The organism is Pedobacter terrae, assembly GCF_900100705.1.
GTDB classification, from domain to species: domain Bacteria; phylum Bacteroidota; class Bacteroidia; order Sphingobacteriales; family Sphingobacteriaceae; genus Pedobacter; species Pedobacter terrae.
Map to the genome: position 1 here is coordinate 299961 of NZ_FNCH01000004.1, position 23133 is coordinate 323093.

Annotated in this window: 17 protein-coding genes; 7 read left to right on the forward strand and 10 right to left on the reverse strand. The window is 37.2% G+C overall.

What is annotated here, in order from left to right:
• The first annotated feature begins 37 nt into the window (after positions 1-37).
• The 3 genes from BLR60_RS07780 (at position 38) to BLR60_RS07790 (ending at position 6233) form a co-directional block, all read left to right on the forward strand.
• A complete protein-coding gene (locus tag BLR60_RS07780; RefSeq protein WP_090498464.1) occupies positions 38-1039 on the forward strand; it encodes a PorP/SprF family type IX secretion system membrane protein in 1002 nt (333 codons plus the stop codon).
• A gap of 72 nt (positions 1040-1111) precedes the next feature.
• A complete protein-coding gene (locus BLR60_RS07785) occupies positions 1112-3112 on the forward strand; it encodes an OmpA family protein (RefSeq protein WP_090498563.1) in 2001 nt (666 codons plus the stop codon).
• A 322-nt stretch (positions 3113-3434) separates the two neighbouring features.
• Positions 3435-6233 (forward strand): lantibiotic dehydratase, encoded by a 2799-nt coding sequence (locus BLR60_RS07790; protein WP_090498465.1) that lies wholly within the window; start codon positions 3435-3437, stop codon positions 6231-6233.
• On the opposite strand, the gene BLR60_RS07795 is transcribed toward BLR60_RS07790, so the two are convergent.
• Positions 6230-7345: a sensor histidine kinase gene (locus BLR60_RS07795; protein WP_090498467.1), complete on the reverse strand. Its 1116-nt coding sequence runs from the start codon at positions 7343-7345 to the stop codon at positions 6230-6232. The genes BLR60_RS07790 and BLR60_RS07795 overlap by 4 nt on opposite strands.
• 146 nt (positions 7346-7491) lie before the next feature.
• Here BLR60_RS07795 and BLR60_RS24820 point away from each other — a divergent pair, with 146 nt between their 5' ends.
• A complete protein-coding gene (locus tag BLR60_RS24820; RefSeq protein WP_167354700.1) occupies positions 7492-7641 on the forward strand; it encodes a hypothetical protein in 150 nt (49 codons plus the stop codon).
• A gap of 239 nt (positions 7642-7880) precedes the next feature.
• Here the strand turns inward: BLR60_RS24820 and BLR60_RS07800 are convergent, their stop codons facing one another.
• Complete coding sequence (locus tag BLR60_RS07800; RefSeq protein ID WP_090498469.1) at positions 7881-8627, reverse strand: LytR/AlgR family response regulator transcription factor; 747 nt, start codon at positions 8625-8627, stop codon at positions 7881-7883.
• A 371-nt stretch (positions 8628-8998) separates the two neighbouring features.
• Here BLR60_RS07800 and BLR60_RS07805 point away from each other — a divergent pair, with 371 nt between their 5' ends.
• Together BLR60_RS07805 and BLR60_RS07810 are read left to right on the forward strand one after the other, a co-directional pair.
• Entirely contained in the window at positions 8999-9373 is a 375-nt protein-coding gene (locus tag BLR60_RS07805) for a hypothetical protein (protein WP_090498471.1), read from the forward strand.
• Positions 9374-9392: 19 nt separating this feature from the next.
• Positions 9393-9884 carry a type I restriction enzyme HsdR N-terminal domain-containing protein gene (locus tag BLR60_RS07810; protein ID WP_090498473.1) on the forward strand — a complete coding sequence of 164 codons (492 nt, stop codon included), beginning with the start codon at positions 9393-9395 and terminating at the stop codon, positions 9882-9884.
• 141 nt (positions 9885-10025) lie between these two features.
• On the opposite strand, the gene htpG is transcribed toward BLR60_RS07810, so the two are convergent.
• The 7 genes from htpG to BLR60_RS07845 all read right to left on the reverse strand — a co-directional run bounded on the left by htpG (position 10026) and on the right by BLR60_RS07845 (position 20157).
• On the reverse strand, positions 10026-11912 hold the full coding sequence (gene htpG, locus BLR60_RS07815; RefSeq protein WP_208600594.1) for a molecular chaperone HtpG: 1887 nt from the start codon (positions 11910-11912) through the stop codon (positions 10026-10028).
• Between the two features lie 398 nt (positions 11913-12310).
• A complete protein-coding gene (locus tag BLR60_RS07820) occupies positions 12311-13048 on the reverse strand; it encodes a DUF4241 domain-containing protein (RefSeq protein ID WP_090498475.1) in 738 nt (245 codons plus the stop codon).
• Between the two features lie 106 nt (positions 13049-13154).
• A complete protein-coding gene (locus BLR60_RS07825) occupies positions 13155-13547 on the reverse strand; it encodes a response regulator (protein WP_090498477.1) in 393 nt (130 codons plus the stop codon).
• A 107-nt stretch (positions 13548-13654) separates the two neighbouring features.
• The gene (locus tag BLR60_RS07830; RefSeq protein WP_244155610.1) at positions 13655-14518 is read right to left on the reverse strand and encodes an N-acetylglucosamine kinase; all 864 of its coding nucleotides are present in this window, start codon (positions 14516-14518) and stop codon (positions 13655-13657) included.
• A 116-nt stretch (positions 14519-14634) separates the two neighbouring features.
• On the reverse strand, positions 14635-15945 hold the full coding sequence (locus BLR60_RS07835; RefSeq protein ID WP_090498480.1) for a TolC family protein: 1311 nt from the start codon (positions 15943-15945) through the stop codon (positions 14635-14637).
• A 1-nt stretch (position 15946) separates the two neighbouring features.
• Positions 15947-19057, reverse strand: coding sequence for an efflux RND transporter permease subunit (locus BLR60_RS07840; protein WP_090498482.1), 3111 nt, complete (start codon positions 19055-19057; stop codon positions 15947-15949).
• Positions 19058-19059: 2 nt separating this feature from the next.
• Entirely contained in the window at positions 19060-20157 is a 1098-nt protein-coding gene (locus BLR60_RS07845; RefSeq protein WP_090498484.1) for an efflux RND transporter periplasmic adaptor subunit, read from the reverse strand.
• Between the two features lie 377 nt (positions 20158-20534).
• Here BLR60_RS07845 and BLR60_RS07850 point away from each other — a divergent pair, with 377 nt between their 5' ends.
• A complete protein-coding gene (locus BLR60_RS07850) occupies positions 20535-22313 on the forward strand; it encodes a M61 family metallopeptidase (protein ID WP_244155611.1) in 1779 nt (592 codons plus the stop codon).
• A 200-nt stretch (positions 22314-22513) separates the two neighbouring features.
• Here BLR60_RS07850 and BLR60_RS07855 read toward each other — a convergent pair whose 3' ends face one another.
• Positions 22514-22987, reverse strand: coding sequence for a hypothetical protein (locus tag BLR60_RS07855; RefSeq protein WP_090498488.1), 474 nt, complete (start codon positions 22985-22987; stop codon positions 22514-22516).
• Between the last annotated feature and the right edge of the window lie 146 nt (positions 22988-23133).

A 23133-nucleotide genomic window follows, 5' to 3' on the forward strand; every position in this document is an offset into this window, starting at 1 on the left:
AAAGAGGATTAATCATAAACAGATAAAATAAAAGACCATGAGAATACTATCGGCTTTAAAAATATATGTTGCAGTGCTGGGATCGCTGCTGTTTACAGCTAAATCCTTTGCACAAACTGATCCGCATTTTTCGCAATATTATGCAAATCCGTTATACCTTAACCCGGCCTTAACCGGGGTAATAGATGGCGATTACCGCGCAACTGTAAATTTTAAACAACAATGGAGTGCATTAAACAGTTCTTTTTTAACAGGTGGAGCATCGTTCGATATGGCTCCCAAAAAGAACTTCGCATTTGGTGCAACTATTTTAAACCAAAGAGCAGGGGAGTTGGATTTTAACTACTTGTCTGCTCTCGTATCAGGCTCGTACCGTTTAAGGTTTGGTGCAGAAGGCCTGCAGATGGTTAGTTTTGGCTTACAGGCTGGTATCATTAACCGTAGTTTCGATTTTTCTCAGGCCAGGTTTGGTGACCAGTTTAATCCGATTACGGGTTATGATGGCGGGATGACGAGCGGCGAAACACTTTCATCTCAGTCATCTTTGGTTCCTGATGTAAATGCAGGTATTATGTTCTTTGATGGCGATCCAGATAAAGGTGTAAACGTATTTTTAGGTGCCAGTGCAGCGCATTTAACACGGCCTATGGATCGTTTCTCTGGTACAAATTCACGGATTCCGGTGCGTTTTACTGCACATGGCGGTGCAAGGATCAAGGCTTCAGAGTTATTGGATATTGTACCCAATGCATTGTTCATGTATCAGGGTAATACAAACGAAGTTTCACTAGGTGCTTATGCGCAACTTAACGTTAATCCATCTGCTAACATTCTATTTGGTGGTAATTACCGTAATAAAGATGCTGCAATTGCCTTTGTGGGTTTACAGTTGAAGAATATGGTTTTCGGCTTAAGTTATGATGTAAATACCTCTTCGTTCAATCGTGCCTCAAACAGTAACGGTGGTTTAGAGCTTTCCATATCACTTATCGGCCGTAACGGTATCATTGGTCCAAACTTCTTTTGTCCACGTTTATAATTAATCAAATGAAACCGTTATGATTTCCAGATCATGATGGCTTCATCACCATTTGAAAACAAGTTTAAAAAGATGAAAAAAATATTACTCTTTTTGTTAGTGGCATTTGGCGGTTTTGCAAACGCACAGTATGTGGTGAACTATAAAAAGGTTGCAGATACTTATTTTGAAAATAAGGATTATTACGCAGCATCAACTTTTTATAAAAAGGCATTAAAAATTACCGGCGACAGTACCCAGGCTATTTTACCATATGGTAAAGAAAGAAAACCAGCAAGTGACGATAAAGTGATAGAAGATTATGAAGGATCTATTTATAACCTTGCAGAATCTAGCAGGCTATACCGGGAATTTAACGAGGCTGAAAAATATTATGCCATAGCCATAACCTTTACCAATACCCGTTTCAGAAAGGCATTATATTATTACGCTGAAAGCTTAAGGGCAAATAAAAAATTTAACCAGGCTATTGATGCATTTCAGCAGTTCATTCAGAAAAACCCAGGCGATGCTTTAGCTAAAGAAGCCCAAAAGGAAATCGGGTCGTGTAAGTTTGCAATTGAAGAAATGCGTTTCCCACGTATGATACAGATTAAAAAAGTGCCAGCTAATATAAATGCGTTAGGATCTAATTACGCACCTGCTAAAATCAATAACGAGTTGTATTTTACCTCATCCCGTCCGGTTGCTGTGGGGATTAAAAGGGATATGGTTAAAACGGCTACCGGAGAAGTTCAGGTATCAACTAAAGCCAACCCGTTCATTAATAATATTTATACAGCTAAAAGCGACCTAAACTCAACGGATATTACGGTAAAGAAAGTCGATATTAATTTTCCTAAAGATATAGAAATTGCTGCGGCTACTTTTACGCCTGATGGAAATACGATGTACTTTACCGCCTGGAAGGATAAAGAAAAATATGCTATTTATTCTTCAAAAAAAACTGGCGATAAATGGGCAGATCCTCAACCGGTTGGTTTACAGGTAAACAGTAAGGATTTTAATTCTTCACAACCTTTTGTTACCAGCGATGGTAAGTTCCTGCTTTTTTCATCAGATAGAAGCGGCGGTTATGGTAAATTCGATCTTTGGTATTGTACCTTGCGTGATGATGGTTCATTAGGTCAGGCAGTAAATTTAGGCCCAACCATTAATACCGGGGATGACGAGCGTGCGCCATACTATAATTCCTTAACCAAAAAGTTATTGTTTAGTACCGATGGACGTGTGGGTTTGGGTGGCCTTGATTTCTTTGAGTCGGAGGGCGATCTGGTAAATTGGTCTAACCCTAAAAACATGGGTTATCCATTCAACTCATCAAAAGATGATCTTTACTTTACCGCAACTGATGATAAAGGAACAAAAGGATATATTAGTTCTGATCGTGAGTCATCTTGCTGTTTGGAAGTATTTGAAGTGAAAAAGGAATACCTTTCTATAGATGGTCATTTAACCGATTGTAAGACAAAATTACCTTTAGCAGGTGCCAATGTAACTTTAACCAATGCAGAAGGATCGAAGAAAATAACTACAGGTAACGATGGTACTTACAGGTTTAAAGTAGATTCGAAAAGACCGATTAAATTGCTTTTCGCAAAAGATGATTATTTCGCAATGACTAAAAACTACCTTTACGAGGAGTTGGCGAAAGCAGATACCTTGATTGATAAAGATTATTGCTTAAGTCCTTTTAAATTAGGCATACCAATGACATTGGAAAATATTTATTATGAATTTAACAGTGCCGAACTTACCGAGCCTTCTAAAAAAGTATTGGACTTTCTGATTCCGATTATGGAAGATAATCCTGAGATGGAAATTGAGTTAGGCGCTCATACTGATAATATTGGAACAGATGAATACAATCTGGATCTGTCAAACAAAAGAGCAAAATCTTGTACCGATTATTTAGAAAGTAAGGGAATCGCCGCGGCCAGAATGACTTCAAAAGGATATGGAGAATCGATGCCGATTGCGCCAAACGAAATTATGGTCAAGCGTAAGAAAAAAGATAATCCTGAAGGAAGGGCAAAAAACAGAAGAACAGAATTTAAAGTAACCAAAAAATAAGATATATAATCATCCCCGTTGAGCCATCTTTCTGAAAAGGAGATGGCTTTTTTTGTTAGTTGGTATGGTAATGCCAAACTTTGTTCTATGATTTTTAACGCACCAGTAAAGAATTATAATTCTTAATTCAGATGAGATTGCCATTTCCGATTAACCGTTCTTGCCATCATGTCGCCTCGGTCTTGTGTCTTCACAGACCGAAAAACTGAACCCATTTATTCCTTCATTTTTTGTATTTTAAAATTAATCAGGACAGATTGGCTTCAATTTCAAACTAATAATTAAATTAATCTTTGTAATTTTCGGCTTATCTTTTAACGCAATGAAGCTAACTATCCAACCCAACGTAATTTTTAGAACACCTAAATTTTCATATCAATCCGAACTGGTAGATTGCTGGGAGGAGCTAAAGTTGGCCATTTTAATATCTTCAGCAAGTTTTTACGAAACCATAAAAGACGTAAAAGCAAGCGAACTCAAGGATCTTCCACCGAAGGTTTATTTTACCATTTGGAAATATTTTAACCGTGCAAAATTCCGGTCAACTCCTTACGGCACTTTTGCTGGTTTTAGCTTGTTAAAAGATGCCATTAAGCCTTTTGAAAGCAGGATAGTAATTGAAGAGTCTCAGAAAGTACGCGAACTGATTGATTGGCCTTATAAAAATGATATTCAATTTCCATTGGCAGATCTGTTACAAAAAAACTGCCTCTTATTTAGTAACAGCAGCTATTATTTAACACCCAATAGTATCCGTTATATCGCCTGCACTGATGGTGTTTTCGAACTGGCAGAGTTAGATCAAAACGACTTTGTACAACAGATCTTGGCTGCTTGCTTAAAGCCGGTGCGGCTTAACGATCTGGTGAAACAATTAAACTTAGACCATGCGGAAATTAAGAATCTATTTGGTTTGCTGCAGGACATGCACGACTTACAGCTTATTTTTACCAACTACGATCCCAATATCATTGGAGAAGATTATTTTGAACGTTTAGGCCTAACCGCTTCCGCTGAATTGCCAAAATATCTTATTGCGCAACGTACAGTTTTATCCGGATGTATTAATGAACGTTCGCTTCAGGCCATTCCAGGTTTGATCAATATGCTCCATAATATAATCCCTGCAAAAGATCACGACGCCCTTGGTCAGTTTCAGGTTAAGTTTAAGAAGAAATTTGAAGATCAGGAAGTACCGTTATTATTGGCACTAGATCCTGAAATGGGCGTAGGTTATGATGAATTGGAGCAATCCGGCCAAAACAGCGATTTTATTACCCGCTTTACTAATAAACCGTCTAAAAAAGCTGGAAATGAAAATATTAAAGAAGCGTTAAAAACCTATCTTACTGAACAGAAATTCGAAAAAGATAAGACGATTTATCTGAACAAACTTGCCTTGGAGCCGAATCAGAAACAGACATCTTTACCCAATTCATTTAGTATGGTAATGTCAGTTCATGATGATCTGATTTTTGTAGAACAGATTGGTGGAGTAACTTCCAATGCATTAAGCGGAAGATTTACCATGGCCGATGAAGATGTAGCACATTATGCAAAGAATATAGCAGCCGTAGAACAACAGGCAAATCCCGATGTTCTATTTTTTGATGTAGCTTATATGGTAGAAGCCAATGTAGATAATGTAAATCGGCGGAAATTAATCTATGGGCATCAATTGTCAATTTTAAATTTCGATACCTCAGCATCGCCACTTGCTTTAAATGATATACAAATTTCGGTTCGGGGCTCAGAGATTATCCTTCGTTCTAAGCAGTTAAATAAAAGGTTAGTGCCAAGAATGGCCTCTGCCTACAATTACATTCGTTCAGATCTTTCTATATTCAGGCTATTGTGCGATCTGCAGCATCAGGGCTTGCAAACCAGTCTTTCCTTTCCGCTCGATGCTATTATTCCTGATCTGGATTATTATCCAAGGTTACAATATCAGAATATTGTTTTAAGCAGTAACAAATGGAAAATTAAAAAAGAAGCACTGTTAGGGGCTGATCAGAAAATGCTGTCTATTGCCGAATGTAGATCATACCTGAATAATTTAGGCATTAGCGCATATTTTAAAGCCGGTATGTCCGATCAGACTTTATGCTTCGGCCTGCAGAACGATAATGATCTAAATGCTTTTCAGCAATATGTGCTAAAACAGGGCAATACTTATGTTGAGGAAATGATAATGCCTTACAATAGTATCGTGGTTGATGAAGCTGCGAAACCCTACTTAGGGCAGTTTGTTTTAAGCATAGGCCACAGCGAACAAATTTATCGTGGTTTGGCTCAAACATCTGCAAATACTGACGTGACACGCGTTTTTCTACCAGGTAAAGAATGGCTGTATTTCGAAATTTATTGCCACCAGCAACGTAGTGATCAGATTTTAACTGAAGTAATTGCACCCTTTCTGAGTCGTTATGGAAAAAAGATAAAATCATGGTTTTTTATCCGCTACAATGAAAATGGAAACCACATCAGGTTTAGGGTACAACTCAACAATCCAGAGGATGGACAACTCATGATATCAAATTTGATGGATGATCTGGAACTCTTTTTAAACTCAGGTTTGGTATCTGATGTGCTGATCAAAACGTATAAACGTGAGTTGGAGCGTTATGGCAGCAATATGATAGAAGATGTTGAACGGCACTTTGCTATCGATAGTGAATTTGTGTTATCGCTTTTAGAAACACAGACCGATGATTTTAATAAATATAGAAAGTGTAGTCTTTTAGTTTCCGAGATTGTTGAATCTAACATTTTGGATAAATTGGTCATCGGTAAGATTGTAAGACTAATGTCTGATAACTTTAATGAAGAGCATAGGTTAGATGCAACCGATTTTAAACAACTGAATGTTCATTATCAGGATTTTAGAAAAGCAGAATGGACAGCGTCAACAGCAGAACAGGAGCAGCGGTTTAGCATGCTTTCAAGTTCTTTTCTCAGCATTCTTCAACAATGTGCTGCAGAAAATATACTAAAGCTATTAACCGATTTAATACATATGCATGTAAACCGTCTTTTTAGTAAAGATCAGCGAACGCATGAAATGGTGATGTATTATTTTCTACTAAAAGATATTCAGCGTCAGAATGCGACGAAAAATTAACGGTTTAGCCTGGCCAATGGATTAACTACCGTTACCCCTATTTCAGTGATATAGCGGTTAAGTTGATCCTGATAATATTTGAATATATAATCATTGCCATAAAAACTACTCAGGCGTTTGCCAACATTGTCAATCCCTACATGATGGCTTTCTGTCTGTTTGCCTTTATTATCATTAATCATGTTGATGGTGTTAATATTCAGCTTATCATTTTCGTAAGCAATTTTAATAATCGCCGGCTGTGTAGAATGCGAAATATTTCCATGTTTAAATATATTTTCAACCAGCGTAAGTAAGATCAGTGGTGGAAATCTTAATCCAAACATATCGCCACTTACTTGAAGTTCCAGATTGATTGTATTGGCCGTTCGTAGTTTATGGAGATTGATCAGGTGTTCAATCTGTTCGATTTCTTCACTCAGTGGAACCATCTCTGATGCAGCAGGGCGTTTTAACGCATAGCGCATCATTTCTGCCAGGTTCATAATGGCATCAGCCGCCATGGGCGCCTTTTTACGCGCATCATTATAAATGAAATTTAAGGTATTAAATAGAAAGTGTGGATTGATCTGGCTACGCAGATAATTGTTTTGCGATTGAACCAAGTCGTTTTCTAAAGCCTGTTTCTCGATTTGGGTAACCAGATTCTGCCGCTCTAATGCTTCTACCTTTTTCTGGTCCTGAAATGATTTAACCACGTATATGTAGCCGGTAGAATAACCAATATACAATATTGAACGATAAATACAGGGTAATATAAATTCCCTGTTTAAAGACCTGGATGGATTTGCTGTAATTAATCCCATTTGCTCGAATAGTATAATCAAGAGAAATGTAGAAACTATATAGGCAAAAATGATGATGATGATAAGGGCGGTAATCTTTATGATTTTTATGGGGATAGATCCGGTTTTGATTATCTTTTTAAGAAAAAAACCATATGTGTAGAAGGTAAGGATATTCACAAGATAAACCAGTAGATAAGCTCCGGGTTCTCTAAAGCTATGGGTAGCTAAACCAAGAATAAATACCTCATAAATGATGTAAAGGCTCCATACCAATAAGTGAAACTTATACTTTTCGTAGAATTTTCTTAAATATAAAAGGTTCATTTTTTTTCTCTTAATCTATTAAAATGGGGTTTTTATCTCCCAAAAGCAGGTGTTTGTGTAAAAAAGTGGTTGGGTCTGATTTCGGACTGCATCTTTACAGAAAATTAATCACAACGATAATCACAAAAAATTAAATACTATATATTATGAAAGCTCAACACACAAATCCTACTGCAAAACTTACTAAAAAAACTGTTTTTGTTTATAAAAATATTAAAGCCAAAAACAACTTTTCAACTGTCCCAACAGGAGATCAAAGCCACACGGTGATGACCAGTTTTATTATGGAACTTTAATTTTCAAACAACTTATTTTAATTTTTATTATCATATTAAGGATTATACCATGAAAGCTCAACATACTTCCAAACTTGCTAAAAAAACTGTTTTTATTTATAAAAATGTTAAAGCCAAAAACAACTTCACAACTGTCCCAACAGGAGATCAAAGTCACACTGTAATGACAAGTTTTATCTTTGAACTGTAGTTTGAGCGCATAACTACTTCAGATAACAAAAATCCAAGTGATGCTATAATTAATGATTTCGGTTCGATTTTAATAAACTGCTCTGTACGTAGGCGAAGAAAGCTTCTTTATAACCTTCGCCAATCTGTATCATCTCGTTATTTACCAGGCGGATTATATTTCCATCTACTTTTTTAATTGCCGATTTAGCTACAATGTTAGATTTATTAACACGGATAAATGGGTGGCTTTCTAAAGCCTTTTCAATTTCCTTAAGTGTAAGATAGGTGGTGTGGATTTCAGACTTGGTAATAATCTGTATATAATTCTGTAGTGCTTTAATATACAGTATTTCATCAATAGCGATGTTTGAAAAAGCATATTTATGGTCGCCTTTAATATAAAGTGCAGCAACCTGATCAGCTTCTTTCGCAGTAACCTTGCTATTATTATTTGATTCCTTTTTTAAAATCCTATCAATACCTAAAGCGAATTTTGCAAAGGAAATAGGTTTTAATAAATACTGATCTGATTGTACATCAAATGCTTGCAGGGCATAATCAGGATGCGCAGTTGTGAAAATCAAATACTTTGCTTTTTCTCTGATATTTTTGGCCAGTTCCAATCCATTTATCCCTGGCATATCAATATCCATAAATAATAAATCAATTTCGTCTTCGATACTTATTTCGGTAAGTGCCTGGACTGGACTGGTAAAAGTTTTAAAAACTGTCAAGCCTGGCATTTCTGCTATGTGGTCAGTTAATACTTCAATGGCATGTTGTTCGTCGTCGATAACAACGCATTTTAGATTCATGAGTAAATTTGTGGTTTATTTGATTTGAATGCAAGTTAAATAAAAATGAATTGAATTAACAATTGCGCCTCAAAAAAACTTATCTCCAGGGTTTTGTCTATAAAAAACCTAGGTTTCGTGTAATATTCTGGGTGGTTGATGTAAAAAAATTATTCCCATTTTATCTTTTTATAATCTTTATACTGTTTGCCAAAAACAAATAATTAGTAGTTAGAAATTACTAATTAAAAACATCTGCCTGCCCAATCTTGTGTAGCCTGTAGATAATAATAATATTAAAAACAGGCCATACAATACTGGGTTAGATTATTAAATAAAAACAAGAAATACCGAAGAACAAAGAATATTCCCTACATCTACTAATCCTCCACATGAAAAACAACGAATACGAATATTTACTTAATAAAGTCTACTACAAGGGGGTTCTGCAAAATCAAGGAATCAACTCAGACATGTACCAGAGAATGCAGAATGAATATAGCAATCTTGACGTACAGCAGCCTGTTAGGGGTCAATTAGATGGCGAATATGCATTCAGGAAATCTTTTTTAGTGGTACGTAATTATGTGCAGCAAGCGATAAAAGATGGCATGAAAAATTTTCAGTTTACGATGCAGGCAAATGATATCAACAAATTAACTTATATGGTTGATATGTTGAACAGAAACTTTTTTGATAAACAAAGTTTAGATCAGATTATAGCTACTGCGAATGCTGTATTCAACCAATATCATTTAAAAAATTAACTACCTAATAGATAGCAATATGGAATTGAAAGACGAAATCGGGCAATTTGCCGTAAGAATTAAGAAAATGCTTCCACAAGTTCAATCTGAGGATTTAACAAGGAATGCTTTGGTTATGCCTTTTATCCAAATCTTAGGATTTGACCCTTCCGAGGTTCAATCTGAAGCTGTTCTAGACTTCGGAGTTAAAAAAAGTAAAAAAGTGGATTACACCATTATGAAAGATGGCGAACCGACAATTCTTGTTGAATGTAAACACCACAACGATAATTTGGACATTCACGATTCGCGCCTATCTAAATATTTCCGTAAAACAAAGGCTAAATATGGCTTATTAACCAATGGTTTAGTATACCGTTTTTATACAGAGAAAATGGTGAGATCAAAGAAAAATCAAGAACCATTGTTCGAATTTAAAATAACTGATACCAAAGCAGCTATCATCGCAAAAATGATCGAAGATCATAAAGATTACTTTAATGTAGATCAAAAGACTAATGTAGCCAGCTAAACATATTAACTCCAATCTAAAAGTTCCCAAAAATTCTCATCCGAAAGTCTTGATCTGATCAAGACTTTTTTTGTTTCTATCCGGTAAAAGAAAAGGGAGAAACCGGTCTGGTTTCTCCCTTTAAATAATAGGATTTTTTGATTAAATTAATTCTACGCTTCTGCTTACAAAAGCCGTTAACTCTGCTCCGGTTAACATACCCTGTGCTAAAAGTGCTAAATCTACTGCTTGTTTAGCGAGGTTTTGCTGCTCTTCTCCTTCAGTATTTAAAATTTTGCTTACCAATTTATGGTTTCCGTTAATGGCAACTTTATAACTGTCTGGCATCTGGCCATAAAAATTCATTCCACCACCCATTGCAGCCATATCTTTCATCCGGCGCATAAATTCATCCATGGTAATCGTAACGGGTAGCTCATCTGGGTGTAAAGCTACAATTTCAACCTGCATGCCTGGTTTGGTAATGGCTTTTTCAAAAATTGCAGTTACTTCCTTTACCTGATCTTCGTTTAAAACATGCTCGTTCTGCTCATCTTTCTCAATTAATTTATCTGCAACGCTAGAGTCAACACGCTTAATTGATGTTTTCTCTAATTTTTGCTCCAACTGATTAATAAAGTGATTGTCAATAGGAGAATCAAGCACTAAAACATCGTAATCTTTTTTATTGGCAGATTGGATAAAAGCATCTTGTTTTGCAGCATCGTTAGTATATAAGTATACTACATTTCCATTTTTATCCGTTTGTAAGGCTGTTACCTTTTCTTTATATTCAGGAAGTGTAAACAGCTCATTTTTAGTGTTGCCTACCAAAGCAAAATCTTTGGCTTTATCGTAAAACTTCTCTTCGCTGATCATACCGTATTTAACAAAAAGACCAATGTCTTTCCATTTATCCTCATAGGCTTTACGGTCTTTAGCAAATAACTCGCTTAATTTATCAGCAACTTTTTTAGTAATGTAGTTATTGATTTTTTTAACATTGCTGTCGGCCTGCAAGAAACTACGTGATACATTTAAAGGAATATCAGGAGAATCGATTACACCATGCAATAACATCAAAAATTCGGGTACAATGTCTTTAACCTCGTCGGTAATAAATACCTGACGGGAGTATAATTTAATTTTGTTGCGTTGCATTTCGAAATCGTTTTTCAACTTAGGGAAATACAGTACGCCTGTTAAATTAAAAGGATAATCAACATTCAAGTGAATCCAGAATAATGGTTCTTCGCTAAATGGATATAACTCACGGTAAAAGTTTAAGTAATCCTCGTCTGACAAATCTGCAGGGGCTTTTGTCCAGATTGGGTTGGTGGTATTGATAATGTTATCAACTTCAACATCATTATATTTAGCTTTACCTTCTTCATCTACGCCATCTTCAACCGGTTCTGTTTTAGTACCAAACTTAATTGGAACTGGTAAAAATTTAGCATATTTATTAAGGATTTCCTGCAGTTTACTTTCTTCTAAAAACTCTTCCGAATCTTTGTTTACATGGAGGATAATATCAGTACCGCGGGTAGTTTTAGTGCCTTCTGTAATTTCAAATTCTGTACTTCCATCGCAAACCCAACGTGCAGGCTCAGCGCCATCCTGGTAAGATAAAGTTTGAATTTCAACTAAATCTGCAACCATAAAGGCCGAGTAGAAACCTAAACCGAATTTACCGATGATTTCGTTGGCATCTTTTGCATCTTTAAACTTCTCTACAAATTCACTTGCGCCAGAAAATGCAACCTGATTAATGTATTTTTTAATCTCTTCGGCCGTCATTCCCAAACCGTTATCACTAATGGTAATGGTTTTTGCGTCCTTATCAACGGCAACTTGTACCAAAGGTGCGCCAACTTCGCCATTAAACTGACCTAATGAACCCAGCCTTTTAATTTTCTGGACTGCATCTACTGCGTTAGACACCAACTCACGAAGAAAAATTTCGTTATCAGAGTATAAAAATTTCTTAATTATCGGGAAAATATTCTCGGTGTGTATAGAAATATTTCCTTTTTCCTGTATGCTCATATGTAAATAATTGTTTAATCTACATTAGCATATCAAGGGTTGTTCCAAAAGAATTTGTTTGCCAAAATGACAGATATAGGTAAGATGGAAGATGTATATTTCGATTGGTCTGTGTCTTCACAAAACACTAGTTGTTTTTATTGTATATAGTTTAAACTATGATTGGAAAGCAAAACCTGTATTTCAATTAACGTTAGCCCCGCTGTACCTTCTGCCCCGCTGAAAAATCGGGGGCATTCGTGCCATCCGATTTAGATCAGTTGGTGTTGTGCCAATAGGATCGGTTTCCACTCAGGGTGCCTATTCCATAGTCTTTATTTCCAATATGTTTAAGTTAAGCACAGTCTTTGTCAGTTTAATGCCGTGGTCTGTGCCTCACAGACAACAAGTATTTATTACTACTCTTCTTTACCATAAGCCAATTCAATATCTATAAACTGGATAATCAGCGAACATACATTACCTTCTATGTCGAAGCCATAATAAACGGGGTAGGTGCCATCGCCAAAACCACTTTGAAAAAATGGAATGTGATAATCGGTTCCCGGTATGGTCCAGTTAATCCAATCACCTTCCTCACGTTGATAATCGGGATTTTCAGCATAATTAGCTGAAAAAAGCGCGGAGAAATAATCATCATATAGGTTTTTGCCAGGATGCTCTTTATGAAATGCTTCTTGAAAAGCACAAAAATGATTTAACGTTTCCTTATCCAGTACGCAAGCTAGGCCTGCATCCACATTGAACCCAAAAAATTCACCTTCATTAAAATCAATCAGGTCTTCCGTACCAATTAACGCTTCTTCAAAACGAATGGCATCATAAGCGGTAAACTGCACTTTAACGGCAGCATATCGCGCGCAATCTTCACCATCGGGAACCACAACAGCCGCCGTTACCGGGAATTCGCCGATAGGAACTTTAATTAAATAAGGCTCGGCATCTTTTCGGATATATACCAACGGATCTCTAACCAGAATTCCGCCTGTAGGAATAGAAACACTTCCCAATTCGAGGCGATCTATCTTTTTGCCAGCTACATCTGGTTCTTCAAAATAATCGTTCAAATTGTTGGGGCAAGCTAATAATGCACGTTTCTCGTTCCAGGTTTTTAACCATTCATTACTTGGTATCATTCTAATCAGATTTATTTGCTATAGGGATAAATGTTGTTTTCACGAAAATAAAGAAGCCAAGAAGGTTTGAGTCTTCTTGGCTAAGTATTTTAATATCAGATTAAATTTAATTTAAAAGAAAACTTGGTTTATCTTCTTCAAGCGATAGGATTTTAGTAATCTTTTTAAGCAACACATCCATTTGGAACGGTTTTGATAAGAAATCATCCTGACCATAATTTAAGGTTGTAAAATCTTTTTGATCATACAAGCCAGAAATAAGTAGAATAGGAATTTTAGAAGTGCTTTCAATTGATTTTAGCTGTTCGCACAATACACGTCCATCTATATGCCCAAGAGAAATGTCAAGTAAGATCAAATCAGGACTGAATTTTTCGATTCTGTTAAAAATTTCCTCACCGTCATTTAGTGCCGAAACTTTAAACCCTCCAATTTCCAGGATCAATTGTATGGTTTCTAAAACCTCAATATCATCGTCTACTACCAATATTCTCTTCATATGTATGTGCAATTATATGCTGTTAAAAGTATAACAAAAGTTTGCGCGGATATGTTTACAATCTTAAGGATATTTTAACAAATTATTATGTGAATGTATATTTTAACTTAGCTGGCCTGCTGAATAATGCCTTCTTTATGTAAAATGAAATTAAACAATTCATCTATGGGCTTCTGTAAAATTTTGCCAGGCTCAATACCATTTTCACGCAATACCGAAATCAGTGCATCCTGATAATAATAGGCAATGGAACCTACAAAATGGCAAGGAACGTTTTTGTGTTTGGGATAGTCTTTAATATTTGTATCTACAAATTCCTGAAAGCCTGTTCTTAATATTTCCTCAATAAAAGGGTGGTCTTTATGGCTGGCCATGAAGCGGCTAAAGCTTGCCAGATAGATATTTGGGAAAGGTTTCTGATAAATGTTGGTGATAATCTGTTCTTTTTCTGCAGGGAAAGATTTTTTAAATTCTGCCGCCAATGTTGCCGGCATTTTATTGTACAGATAGCTTAAAAGTACTTTTTTTCCGAAGAAAGTTCCTGATCCTTCATCACCAAGAACATAGCCCAGGCCGTGGTATCCATCATGGATTATTTTTCCATCAAAGTAACAGATATTAGATCCTGTACCTAAAATACAGTTTAAACCTTCGGCGTTTCCACAGGTAGCATACACTGAACCCAAAAGATCGTGATCTACCGAAATAAAAGCATTGCCAAAAACAGCTGATAAACCGTTTGAAACTACTTCATGTTTATCTGGTGAAGAACAACCTGCTCCAAAAAAGTAGATTTCTTTAACTTCTTCGGCATATTGTAATAAGGATTCATTTTTAGAAATCAGCTTGGTAATTTCTTGTTCACTTAAGAAATAAGGATTTATTCCGGGGGTATTAAATTTAATGGTTTCGCCATTATGATAACCCATCCAATCGGTTTTTGATGAGCCACTATCTGCAACAAGTATCATGGCCCTAAATATAAAAATTAATTATAGCATTTTATATTTGAAATAATTTCGTTACTTTTTTTAATGTTTGTTAGCAGCATTAACGTTTATCAATTTATCAAGGCTTTTAACATTGTTTAGTTAACTAAATCAATGCTTCCGCTAATTGTTTTTAAAGTGTTTTCGGCTATTTTAGCCTGATATTGCATTTCGATAAAACGGTTTTGTGCATCGATAGCATTACGTTGTGCTTCTCTTAATTCTAACGGCGCTATGCTGCCCAAACGGTATTTTGCTAAAGTGATATCTAAATTCTCTTTCGCAATATCTACGTTTCGCTGTTCTAATTTAACCAGATCCAGGTAAGTACTATAATTTTCGTAGGCGGTGAGTAACTGCGCATTCACATCCAGCTTGGTTTTGTTCAGATTAAGGATCGAATTCTCGATCTCTATTTTGGCATTACGTTCTTGCTGGCGCTGTAAAAAACCATTAAATAAATTGATACTTGCCGTTACGCCATAGGTAAATCCGTTAGCTGCAAATTTTTGGTTAAAACCGGTCGGGCTGGTACTGTTTGCCCTGCTGTAACCAGAGTTGAGGCTAACGGCAGGATAACGCGCCCCACGGATGGATTTCAAATTTAAAGAAGCAATACGTTGATTGATAAATGCATTCTGCACATCAGGATTTTGCTTTTCAGCCATTTCGGCCATTTTGCTAAATAAGATACCTTTATCCACATCAATGCTGTCTGTAACAGAAAAAGAGGTGCCAATATCTCTAACCATTAACTGGTTTAAACGAACTTTGGCGGTCTGTAAAGCATTTTTGGTTTGCAGGTAATTTGACGTATCTGTATTGTAATCAACCTGTGCGGTCAATACATCCAGTTTAGAACCACGTCCAAGCTGTAATTTTGTTTTGGCAATATTGGTACGTAATACCGAAACATCCATTGCGCTATCAGCTGCTCTAACCAGTTGTTGTTGTCTTACAATATCGTAATAGGCTGTAATTACATCTGCCACAGTAGTTAAAATAGTTAAACGTGAATTTAATTCGCCCTGTTTTTGCAGTTCCTTTAACCGATCGTAATTGGCAAACATGCTGAAACCATCAAAAATAGTCCAGTTTAACTCTGCGCCATAACTGTTGTTGGTACTCTTCGCCCCGGTAATTACCCGATCCGGACCTGTTACAGGGCTTTGTCGTGTATTCTGGATACTTCCGCCATTGGTGTAGTTTCCCGTTAAGTTGGGTAACATACCTGCATTGCCGATGTTGGCATTGTTCTTTGCGATATCGATCTGGTTTTTACTGATTTTGATGTCGTAATTATGCTGTAAAGCAATGGAAATGGCTTCCTGAAGGCTTAATTTTTCTTGTGTAAAACCCGAAAGCGATAAGCTTACCAGCAGGATGAATATTTTTAATTTCTTGCTCATCTTATTCTTCTGTATGTAAAGCTTCCTGTTCAAAACGGTGTGCTTCTTTTAATTCTTGATTTGGTCGATAAGGTTTGGCCCAATAAGAGTAAATGGCTGGTATTACAAATAAAGTTAATACCAAAGAGAACAAGGTTCCGCCTACAATTACGGTTCCCATACTCATCCTGCTTTTTGCCGCAGCACCCAACGCTAGTGCGATAGGCAAAGCGCCAATGGCGATGGCCAAACTGGTCATTAAAATTGGGCGTAAACGCGAAACGGAAGCTTCCCTGATGGCTTCGGGAATAGGAATCCCTTTTTCTTTAAGCTGGTTGGCAAACTCAACAATTAAGATTCCGTTTTTAGTTACCAGACCAATCAACATAATGGTACCGATCTGGCTAAAGATATTCCAGCTCTGCCCACATAACCAAAGTGATAAAAATGCCCCGGCAACTGCCATTGGTACGGTTAAAATAATGATAACCGGATCTTTAAAACTTTCAAACTGCGCGGAAAGGATTAAATAAACCAATAGGAGGGCCAAACCGAATGCAAAAAAGGTGTTGGATGAACTTTCCTTAAAATCGCGCGATTCTCCACTTAAATCGGTAGAGAAAGTTTCGTCTAATACTTTTTTCGAAATGGCATCCATGGCATCTATACCTTCGCCAATACTTTTACCCGGTGCTAAACCTGCCGAAACGGTAGCAGCTATGAAACGGTTGTTTCTGTACAGTTGCGGCGGACTGCTTTCTTCTTTGGCGGTTACCAGGTTATCAAGCTGAACCAATTCTCCTTTATCATTACGTACGTAAACTGAGCTTAAATCCAACGGATCCTTTCTATCGCCCCGATCAAACTGACCAATTACCTGATACTGTTTTCCGTTCATAAAAAAGTACGAGAACCTTTGTCCACTCAATCCTAAATTCAGGGTTTGGGCAATGGCTGAAATAGAAACACCCAGATTTTTAGCTTTATCCCGGTCGATGGTCAGGTTAATTTCTGGTTTGTTGAATTTCAGGTTCACATCCGAAACAGTAAAAGTCGGGTCTTTAGCTACTGCATCCATAAACAATGGAATTTTCTCGCGTAGCTTTTCAAAATTTTGTGCCTGGATGATATAACTGATAGGTAAGCCACCACGGCGCCCAACCGAAATGGTGGGTTGCTGATTCACAATGGTTTTACCTTCTGTATATTTTTTAGTTATCCGGGTAAGCATATCGGCAATTTCTTTTTGCGAACGCTCACGTGTTTCCGGATCGGTCAAACCCATGCGTACAAACCCCGAGTTTACTGCACCAGACCCACCAAAACTTGGAGAAGTGATGGTAATGTTCACATTTTTTTCCGGTACAGAATCTATCACCAACTGATTTAGCTTCATGATAAACTTATCCGTATAGGCATATGAGGCACCCTCTGGGGTAGATACGTTAATGTTGATGGCACTTCGGTCATCGTACGGGGCTGTCTCTTTCGGTAATATTTTCCAGAAAAGGAAAATAAGGCCCATACAAACCAGTATAATCGGTACCGAAAGCCATCTTTTGGCTAAAAATTTATTCAGATTCGATCCGTAGGCATCATTTAATTTCACAAAATAGGGTTCTGTCCAGTTGTAAAACCTGGATGGCTTATGTCCACCCTTTTTCATCAGATAGGCATTTAACATCGGTGTTAAGGTAAGTGATACAAAGGCTGATACCAATACTGCAGCTCCGATTACGACACCGAACTCTCTAAACAAGCGCCCGACAAAACCCTGTAAGAAAATTACGGGTAAGAATACGGCCGCAAGGGTAATGGAAATCGAAATGACGGCGAAAAAGATTTCGTTGGATCCTTTGATGGCGGCTTCAAATGGCGACATACCTTCTTCAACCTTTTTAAAGATATTCTCGGTCACTACAATACCATCATCTACTACCAAACCCGTAGCCAGTACAATGGCCAATAAACTCAATACGTTTATGGAAAAGCCAAAGGCGTACATGATAAAAAAAGTAAAAATCAAAGATACAGGGATATCAATCAATGGCCTAAAGGCAATGGCCCAATCCCTAAAAAAGAGGTATATAATTAAAATTACCAGTACCAGCGATAGGCCAATCGTTTCGGCCACTTCGGTTACCGAACGTTTAATGAAAAGTGTATTGTCCAATGCCACTTTCAGTTTAATGTCTTGCGGGATATCGGCTTTTAACTTATCAAACCTTTTGTAAAATTCTTTACTGATATCAAGGTAATTGGCCCCTGGCTGGGGAATAATGGCAATAGCCACCATCGGTTTGCCCGATTCGCGCAAAATGGTTTCTTCGTTTTCCGGACCTAAAACCGCAAAACCCACATCTTTAAGTTTAACTACCTGATTGCTATCCGCTTTTAAAATCAAATTATTAAACTCACTTTCATTGGTGAGTTTGCCTAAGGTTTTAACTGTTAGTTCGGTGGTTGCCCCGGTAATTTTTCCTGATGGAAGCTCTACGTTTTCATTATCCAGGGCCGTTACAATGTCCTGCGAGGTTAAACCGTAAGCACTTAACTTGTTAGGATCCATCCAGATGCGCATGGCATATTTCCTTTGTCCCTGGATTTGCACACTACTTACCCCCGGAATGGTTTGGATGCGGTCGGCAATTACGTTTTCGGCAAAATCACTTAATTCAAGGGTATTCCGTTTATCACTCTGTATCGTCATCGATAAAATCGGATCGGAGTTTGCGTCAGCTTTACTTACTACCGGTAAACCGTCAATATCTTTTGGTAAAGTTCTGGCGGCTTGCGATACTTTATCACGTACATCATTTGCAGCCTCTTCTATATTCTTATCAAGGTTAAACTCAATGGTAATATTACTTGCTCCCTGGTTACTAGATGAAGAAATATTCCTGATCCCATCAATAGAATTGATCGATTTTTCTAAAGGTTCGGTGATTTGTGATTCAATAATATCGGCATTGGCCCCAGGATAAGAGGTTCTTACCGAAACTACAGTCGGATCAATGGAAGGGTACTCGCGGACACCCAAAAAAGTATAACCTATAATCCCAAAAAGAACAATTAATAGGTTCATCACAATGGCCAGAACAGGCCTCTTTATACTCGTGGTTGAGATGCTCATAATTATTCTTTAACCAAATGAACTTTAACTGGTGCATCTTTCTTTAAAGCCATGGATCCGGTAGTTAATACCGTATCGCCAGCTTTTAATCCTGATGTAATCACAATGTTTTCATCGGTACGCGTACCCGCTTCCACTTTAACTTCCTGTGCTTTGCCGTTTTTTTGAATATAAACAATTTTACCTTTTAAAACAGGGATAACGGCCTCATTGGGAATTAAGATGGCATTTTGAAGGGTATTTAATGCCAGTTTAATTTTGGCGAAAGACCCAGGCAATAAAGCATTGTCTGCATTTGGTGCCAAAGCCCTAATCTGTAAGGTTCTGGTAGCAGCATTAATCCCGGGCTCTATCGCATAAACCTTCCCTTTATTCTGTTTTGAAGAACCATCGGTAGTAAATATGATTTCTGAATTCACTTTAATCTGTCCTGCATATTTCTCCGGAACAGAGAAAGTAACTTTAACCGGATTCGTACTCACCAGGTTGGCAATTACCATGGAGGGCGTTAAATAAGTGCCGTTAGAAATGCTACGTAACCCCACACGGCCCGTAAAAGGTGCGCGGATAGTGGTTTTGGCTAACTGCGCCCTAACTAATTGCGCCTGTGCCTGTAATGATTTTAAATCTGCTAGGGAAGTATCGTATTCCTCCTGACTGATTGCTCCTTTTGCCAGCAATTGTTTTGCCCGGTTCTCATTTGTGCCCGAAAGTTTTTGTTTGGTAATTGCATCCTGTAATTGCGCCTGTATATCTCTATCATTTACTTTGACCAATACACTTCCCTTTGATACCGTGGTGCCTTCCTGGAAGTAAATTCCGGTAACCAATCCTGATACTTCACTTTTAAGTACAACCGACTCATTTGCATCAATGGCGCCGGTTATCTCCAGGTCGTTATCGAACGATACTGGCTTTACTACAATTCCATCAACTACCAAAGGAGCAGAAGAACCACGTTTACCACCGTCTTTACCTTTCCCAGCCCCTGCAGATGCGCCACCCTTTCCTTCGATTTTTTTATTTGCGTTAATTCTGTAATATACCAGATAGGCCAGGCCAATAGCTAAAACAGCATAGATAATATACCTTTTCTTCATGTTGTGATTTGTGTTTATGCGTATTCTAACATTAAAATAAAATTAACGTTTGAATTAGAGTATAAAAATATTCAAATAGTTTAGTCCCAAATTCGTTGTATTAAGGATGTTACCATCTAGGTCCGAAGTCTGTAGTCGGAAGTCTACAGTTTGGTGCAAGATAATAGTTCGTAGTAAATTGTTATCCCTTCGGAAATCAACCAATTAATGCTTAATGCTAAAACGCCAGACGCAAATCGGACAGAAACAACTATTTTACACCACATTTAGCTATTTTATATTAAAACCTGATCAATAAATCTAAATTTGCAGCAAACACCGTGAATATGTTTAATAAAAAATCAATTTTAAGTTTAGTTTTACTACTAACGTGTATTATGGCAGCGAAAGCGCAGGTAAAAATAGGCTTTGAGGTTTCTTTTAAAGAACCGCAAGCGCATTATGCAGAGGTGCAGATGAATATTTCTGGACTCACAAAAGATTATGTGGATGTAAAGATGCCAGTTTGGACACCAGGTTCTTATCTGGTCCGCGAATTTGAAAAAAGTGTAGAAGAATTTAAGGCTACTGCAGCGGGTAAAGCTGTAAAGGTTGAAAAAGTAAGGAAAAATACCTGGAGAATTTTCTCGGCCAAGGCCGCTAAAATCCAGATTAATTATCGTGTTTATGCATTTGAAATTTCGGTACGTACACCATTTATCGACGAATCTCATGCTTTCTTATCTCCTACAGGAATTTTTATGCATCCTGATGGCATGATCAAATCGCCAAGTACGGTAAAAATTATTCCTTTTAATACCTGGAGTAAAGTTTCTACTGGTTTAACCCCTGTTGCCGGCGAGCAGTTTACTTATGAGGCTACAGATTTTGATATTTTGTACGACAGCCCTATTGAAGTGGGTAATCAGGATATTTTTGAATTTACTGCGGCAGGTGTTCGTCATGAAGTGGCGATGTACGGTGGCGGTAATTATGACAAAGACAAGCTAAAGGTAGATATGGCCAAAATTGTAGAAAAGGAAACTGCAGTTTATGGTGAAAACCCTAATAAATATTACGTTTTTATTGTTCATAATTTCTTAAAAGGCGGCGGCGGTTTAGAGCACTTAAATTCTACTACTTTAGGCGCTACAAGAAATGCTTATAATACAGCCGAAGGGTATAAAGGTTTTTTAAGTTTGGTTGCCCATGAGTATCATCACTTGTGGAATGTGAAACGTTTGCGCCCTGTTGCTTTAGGCCCATTTGATTACGATAATGAAAATTACACGACCAATCTTTGGGTTGCAGAAGGTTTTACCTCTTATTACGAAAACAAATATTTGCACCGTGCCGGGTTTACTGATGTCAATGAATTTCTGAAAGATTTAATCAGTGGCGTAGGTACCGTTTTAAATACCCCGGGCGCCAAATACCAATCGGCAGCTTCTTCTAGCTATGATGCATGGATTATTGGGTACCGCCCGAATGAGAACTCGAAAAACAATTCAATCTCTTATTATAATAAGGGTGAAGTAATTGGCATTTTAATGGATCTCGAAATCATCAACGCTACCAAAGGTGCCAAAAGCTTAGATGATGTAATGAAAGCCATGTACCTGCAATGCAAAACTTTAAAACGCGGTTATACCGATGCCGAATTTAAAGCCATGGTGGAAAAGATATCCGGAATCAGTTTTACCAATTTCTGGACAAAATATGTAAACGGGGTAGATGATGTAGAATATGCCAAATACTTCGGTTATGCCGGTGTAGATGTTTCGACAGAAAATGCAACTCCTGGTAAACCAGTAACAGGTGCTACCGGACAATTGACTAATGAAGGTTTAATGATTACCTCTACAGTAAGAAACTCTGCTGCCTGGATTAGCGGATTGAATGTAAACGATGTAGTGCTTACTTTAGATGATACCACTTTAAGTGATGCACTATCAACAGTAAGGTTAAAAAGCCCGATGATTTCGTTGGATGCAATTCCGTTGGTAGGTAAAAAGAATATTGGCGATGTACTGAAACTTAAGGTTAGACGTGATGGATTGGAAAAGGAAATTTCTTTAACCCTGAAAGAGAATCCAAATGTACGCTTAAAAGCAACCGTTAATGAAAATGCCACACCGGTGCAAAAAGCAGTGCTGAAAAAATGGACCGGCGTTTAAGTCGCGAGTCTTAAGCCCTCAGTCTTGAGTCCGCTGCCTTATACTTTTGCTTTAGTCTTTGACTTTCAGTGCTCAGCGCCAAACGCCCTTCGCTTAAAAGTATATCTAAAACCTAAACCGAATCTTCCAGCGTTAAAGTTTTACATAAAAAAACCGCTATGAAAAGTTTTCTTAGCGGTTTTTTTGATTTTTTCTAATGTTTAGAAAGTAAAACGAACGCCTAAACCAACGTCTCCACTGTAAAAATCAGTGTCAGGAGTTAATCTTAAAGTAGGAATCCAATCTAATGATAAGTTAATTGGAGCGCCTTTAAATTTATAATCTAAACCTAAAACACCGTTTAAACCTAAATACACATCGCCATCAAAACCTTTAACTTTCATTGAACCTACACTTGCACCACCACCATAGTACCAGTTTAATCCCTCAGCGCCTTTAATTGGGTTATAAACTTCGTATAAACCAGTTAACTGAACGTAATTAACACCACCAGAGCTCCTGAAATTACCAATTAACTCCAACATAGCGCCTTTATTTAGGCCGGTTTTAAAAGAAACACCGTTGTAACTTCCAAAACGACCACCAATTGCGTTTTTGTAATTCTGCGCTTTAACGTTAGTTGTTGTTAGTGCAAATAATGCAATGCATCCTAAAATTGTAAATAATTTTTTCATAGTACTTCTTTATTAAAATTAAAGTATATCCCTTAGCAACTTTAATGCCGATTATATTTTTTAGGTAAAAATTCAGTTGAGTAAAAACAATGCTTGCATAGTAATTTTGTAATCGCTAAGTTTATTAAAATATTTTTAACGGAAAG

Coding starts and splice junctions, on each gene's coding strand:
- BLR60_RS07790 (WP_090498465.1), top strand. CDS start 3,435: ATGAAGCTAACTATCCAACCCAACGTAATTTTTAGAACACCTAAATTT.
- BLR60_RS07845 (WP_090498484.1), bottom strand. CDS start 20,157: ATGAAGAAAAGGTATATTATCTATGCTGTTTTAGCTATTGGCCTGGCC.
- BLR60_RS07800 (WP_090498469.1), bottom strand. CDS start 8,627: ATGAATCTAAAATGCGTTGTTATCGACGACGAACAACATGCCATTGAA.
- BLR60_RS07830 (WP_244155610.1), bottom strand. CDS start 14,518: ATGATACTTGTTGCAGATAGTGGCTCATCAAAAACCGATTGGATGGGT.
- BLR60_RS07835 (WP_090498480.1), bottom strand. CDS start 15,945: ATGAGCAAGAAATTAAAAATATTCATCCTGCTGGTAAGCTTATCGCTT.
- BLR60_RS07840 (WP_090498482.1), bottom strand. CDS start 19,057: ATGAGCATCTCAACCACGAGTATAAAGAGGCCTGTTCTGGCCATTGTG.
- BLR60_RS07785 (WP_090498563.1), top strand. CDS start 1,112: ATGAAAAAAATATTACTCTTTTTGTTAGTGGCATTTGGCGGTTTTGCA.
- BLR60_RS07795 (WP_090498467.1), bottom strand. CDS start 7,345: ATGAACCTTTTATATTTAAGAAAATTCTACGAAAAGTATAAGTTTCAC.
- BLR60_RS07825 (WP_090498477.1), bottom strand. CDS start 13,547: ATGAAGAGAATATTGGTAGTAGACGATGATATTGAGGTTTTAGAAACC.
- BLR60_RS07780 (WP_090498464.1), top strand. CDS start 38: ATGAGAATACTATCGGCTTTAAAAATATATGTTGCAGTGCTGGGATCG.
- BLR60_RS07850 (WP_244155611.1), top strand. CDS start 20,535: ATGGCAGCGAAAGCGCAGGTAAAAATAGGCTTTGAGGTTTCTTTTAAA.
- htpG (WP_208600594.1), bottom strand. CDS start 11,912: ATGAGCATACAGGAAAAAGGAAATATTTCTATACACACCGAGAATATT.
- BLR60_RS07855 (WP_090498488.1), bottom strand. CDS start 22,987: ATGAAAAAATTATTTACAATTTTAGGATGCATTGCATTATTTGCACTA.
- BLR60_RS07810 (WP_090498473.1), top strand. CDS start 9,393: ATGGAATTGAAAGACGAAATCGGGCAATTTGCCGTAAGAATTAAGAAA.
- BLR60_RS07805 (WP_090498471.1), top strand. CDS start 8,999: ATGAAAAACAACGAATACGAATATTTACTTAATAAAGTCTACTACAAG.
- BLR60_RS24820 (WP_167354700.1), top strand. CDS start 7,492: ATGAAAGCTCAACACACAAATCCTACTGCAAAACTTACTAAAAAAACT.
- BLR60_RS07820 (WP_090498475.1), bottom strand. CDS start 13,048: ATGATACCAAGTAATGAATGGTTAAAAACCTGGAACGAGAAACGTGCA.